Raw genomic sequence first — 3,450 nt, 5'->3', positions numbered from 1 at the left:
GGCGCGCATGAGGAGGCTCCGGGCTGGCTGGCCGGGCGGATTCTTGAAAGCGTCCGTGACACTCCGGTGACTTGGGGCGGCAGGGCGTGCGTCCCTGCCAACTCCGTCACGCCTCAGCCTTCGGCGCAGGCTTCAATGACGTATTGGACGCGCTGCTGGCCCTGCCATTCGTCCAGGCTCAGCCGGTAGGCCAGCGTGACGCGCTCCGGCAGCATGTCGACGTGGTTGAACCAGATGGCGTCGATGAGCTGGCCGCCGCGGCGCAGGCGCAGCTTCAGATGCTTCTCGCCAACGAGGCGCTGCGAGATCAGCTCGAAGCGATCACAGAACACCGGCGCCTCGAAGCCCTGGCCCCAGACCTGGGCGTCCAGCAGGCGTGCGGTCTCGGCCGTGGCGGCATCGGGCGCGAGCGAGCCGTCATGGCGCAGCGTGCGGGTCAGGTCCTGCTCGTTGAGCCATTCCTCGGCCACGCGCGCGAAGGCCAGCGCGAAGCGGTTCACATCGTCGACCGCCAGCGTCGCGCCGGCCGCCATCGCATGGCCGCCGAACTTGGCCAACAACTCGGGCTCACGCTTGCTGACGAGGTCCAGCGCATCGCGCAGATGGAAACCCGGAATGGAGCGGCCCGACCCCTTGAGGTTGCCGTCGGCACCGCGCGCGAAGACGAAGGTGGGGCGGTGCACGCGGTCCTTGATGCGCGAAGCGACGATGCCGACGACGCCCTCGTGGAAGTCGGCATCGAACAGTGCCACCGCGGGGGGCAGGGCGCCTTGCAGCGCCTCGACCAGGGCATCCAGCCGCGCCTCTGCCATCTCGCGCATGCCGCTCTCGATTTCGCGGCGCTCGCGGTTGATGGCGTCGAGCTGGGTGGCGAGCTGCAGCGCCCGCTMGGGGTCGTCGGTGGTCAGCGTCTCAATGCCCAGCGTCATGTCGGCGAGGCGGCCGGCCGCGTTGATGCGGGGCCCGAGCGCAAAGCCGAGATCGAAGCCCTGGGCCTTGCTCGCGTCGCGCTTGGACGCGCTGAAGAGCGCCATGACGCCCGGCTGCGCACGGCCGGCGCGCATGCGCTTGAGGCCTTGCGCAACGAGGCGGCGGTTGTTGGCGTCGAGCTTGACGACGTCGGCCACCGTGCCGAGAGCCACGAGGTCGAGCAGGCCGTCCAGGCGCGGCACGTCAGCGAACGCGCCGCGTGAACGCAGCTCGGCGCGCAGGCCCATCAGCACATAGAAGGCCACACCGACGCCGGCCAGCGACTTGCTCGCGAAGGTGCAGCCCGGCTGGTTGGGGTTGACGATTGCAGAGGCATCTGGGACGACGACGACGCCATCGACCAGGGCTGGCAGGTGATGGTCGGTGACCAGCACCTTCAGCCCCTGGGCGCGGGCGTGCGCCACGCCAGCGAGGCTGGCGATGCCGTTGTCCACCGTCACGAGCAGAGTCGGTTTCTGCGCCATCGCCAGGTCGACGATGGTGGGCGTCAGCCCGTAGCCGTGCACGGCGCGGTCCGGCACGACATAGCCGAGCTGCTCGGGCTGCGCGCCGAGCAGGCGCAGGCCGCGCAGCATGACGGCGCAGGCAGTGGCGCCGTCGCAGTCGTAGTCGGCCACGATGACGAGGCGCTCGCCGCCCTGGATGGCGTCGGCCAGCAGCCGGCCGGCCTCCAGCAGGCCTTTCAGGTCGGTGGGCGGCAGCAACTGGGCCAGGCTCTCGTCCAGCTCGCCCGCCTCGCGCACGCCGCGGGCCGCGAGCAGGCGGGCCATCAGGGGTGCGACGCCGGCCTGCTCCAGCGCCCAGGCCGTGCGCGGCGGCACGTCGCGTTCGACAAGGCGAGGCGAAGTCATAGCGCCTCCAGTACGGCGCTCACCTCGGGCGTTTGCCAGCGCCGCTTCAACTTGTCGATGAAGGACAGCGGTTGGGTCGTGAAACGACGCGCGAAGCGCTCGCCGCACAGCGTCAGGCTGGTCAGGGGCTGTGCCAGCGGCCCGGCGTCCAGGCGCTGCCAGGCCTCGGCCCAGGCCGCGAGGTCGCCGTTGAGCAGCGGCTCGGTCAGGCGGGCATCGACCGTCACGTCGGCGGCCTTGCCGTTGCTGCGGCCAATGTCGCCGATCCAGACCGAGTTGACGGGATGCTCGCCGCGTGCTTCCCGCTCGAGGTTCAGGGCGTGCTCATGCAGCAGCATCTGGGCCTCGTTCTGCCAGCGGCGCAGCACGCGGTTTTGCGGCAGCCAGGGCTCGATGGGCCGGCCGCCGGCGCGCTCGATGCTGGCAGCGCGCAGGTCATCCAGCGCTGTGGTGTGGCCGATGGCCCAGTGCGTGGCGTCCAGCAGCCGCCATTGCCAGCCTTCGGACTCGGGCCAGAGTTCGCGCAGCAGCGCCGTGAAGCGCGCCGCGTCGGATTCGGACAGCCGCAGCGCCGCGGGCGGCAGCACATCGACGCCATCGCTGCCGACGGCCAGGTGCACGGGGCTCATCAGCGCCCAGGCCAGTTCGGGCCCGGCCTCGACGGCCCAGGCCGCGGCGCTTGGCTCGGCTTGCTGGCGCAGCGCTGCCAGCGCGATGTGATGCGGCGGCTGCGGCGATAGCTCGTCGCTCCCCCAGGTCTCGGCCGGAGTGAGCCGGTTCAGCTGCGCAGCCAGGTTGGGCAGGGGCAGGGTGCCGAAGGCATGCCGCGCGGCTTCGTCCAGCGCGCTGGCATGGGGGATCATCAGGTGCATGGGCCTGGATTATCCCGGGGGCATTTCAAGCCGTTGTCACACAAGCTTCATACACTTTTCTTCATGACCGACCCGACCCCGCTGAAGCTGCTCAACCGTGAGCAGGCCATTCTTGAATTCAATCGTCGCGTCCTTGCCCAGGCCCAGCGTGAAGATGTGCCGCTGCTGGAGCGGCTGCGCTATGTCTGCATCGTGTCGAGCAACCTGGACGAGTTCTTCGAGGTGCGCTTCGCCGACATGCTGGAGGCCGTGCGCGATCCGCTCAGCACCGTGACAAGCCAGGACGTCGAACGCGTCGGCCGCGCGGCGCACACGCTGATCGACGAGCAATACCTGATCTTCAACGAGCAGCTCACGCCGCTGCTGCGCAAGCGGCGCATCGTCGTGCTCAACCACGCCGACCGCGACGAGCCGCAGCGGCACTGGGTGGCCAAGTATTTCGAGCGCGAGGTCAGGCCGCTGCTGGTGCCCGTGGGGCTGGACCCGGCCCACCCCTTCCCGCAGGTGGCCAACAAGTCGCTGCACTTCATCATGCGGCTGTCGGGCAAGGACGCCTTCGGCCGCGACAACCGCATCGCCATCGTCAAGGTGCCGCGCGTGCTGCCGCGCGTCATCAAGCTGCCGGCCAACCTGAGCGACGGCCGCCAGGCCTTCGTGCTGCTGACCAGCGTCATCCGCGCCCACCTGGAAGATCTCTTTCCCGGCCGCAAGGTCGAGGCCTTCTCGCAGTTCCGCGT

2 protein-coding genes and 1 pseudogene are annotated in these 3,450 nt (G+C 69.9%); 1 reads left to right on the top strand and 2 read right to left on the bottom strand.

Features of this window, described 5'->3' with window-relative positions; translation table 11 throughout:
• Window positions 1-113: 113 nt before the first annotated feature.
• Window positions 114-1,841 carry a single-stranded-DNA-specific exonuclease RecJ gene (recJ, locus tag AC1DU6_RS24175; protein WP_477860179.1) on the bottom strand — a complete coding sequence of 576 codons (1,728 nt, stop codon included), beginning with the start codon at window positions 1,839-1,841 and terminating at the stop codon, window positions 114-116.
• Entirely contained in the window at window positions 1,838-2,713 is an 876-nt protein-coding gene (locus AC1DU6_RS24170) for a hypothetical protein (RefSeq protein ID WP_457323175.1), read from the bottom strand. The genes recJ and AC1DU6_RS24170 overlap by 4 nt, the downstream gene beginning before the upstream one ends.
• A gap of 63 nt (window positions 2,714-2,776) precedes the next feature.
• On the opposite strand from AC1DU6_RS24170, the pseudogene AC1DU6_RS24165 reads away from it, so the two are divergent.
• Window positions 2,777-3,450 (top strand): annotated as a pseudogene (locus tag AC1DU6_RS24165) (polyphosphate kinase 1); the annotation flags it as partial.

Source organism: Roseateles sp. P5_B10, assembly GCF_056400485.1.
The sequence above is the reverse complement of the archived record's forward strand: the minus strand, read 5'-3'. Positions and strand labels throughout refer to the sequence as shown.

Coding starts and splice junctions, on each gene's coding strand:
- AC1DU6_RS24170 (WP_457323175.1), bottom strand. CDS start 2,713: ATGCACCTGATGATCCCCCATGCCAGCGCGCTGGACGAAGCCGCGCGG.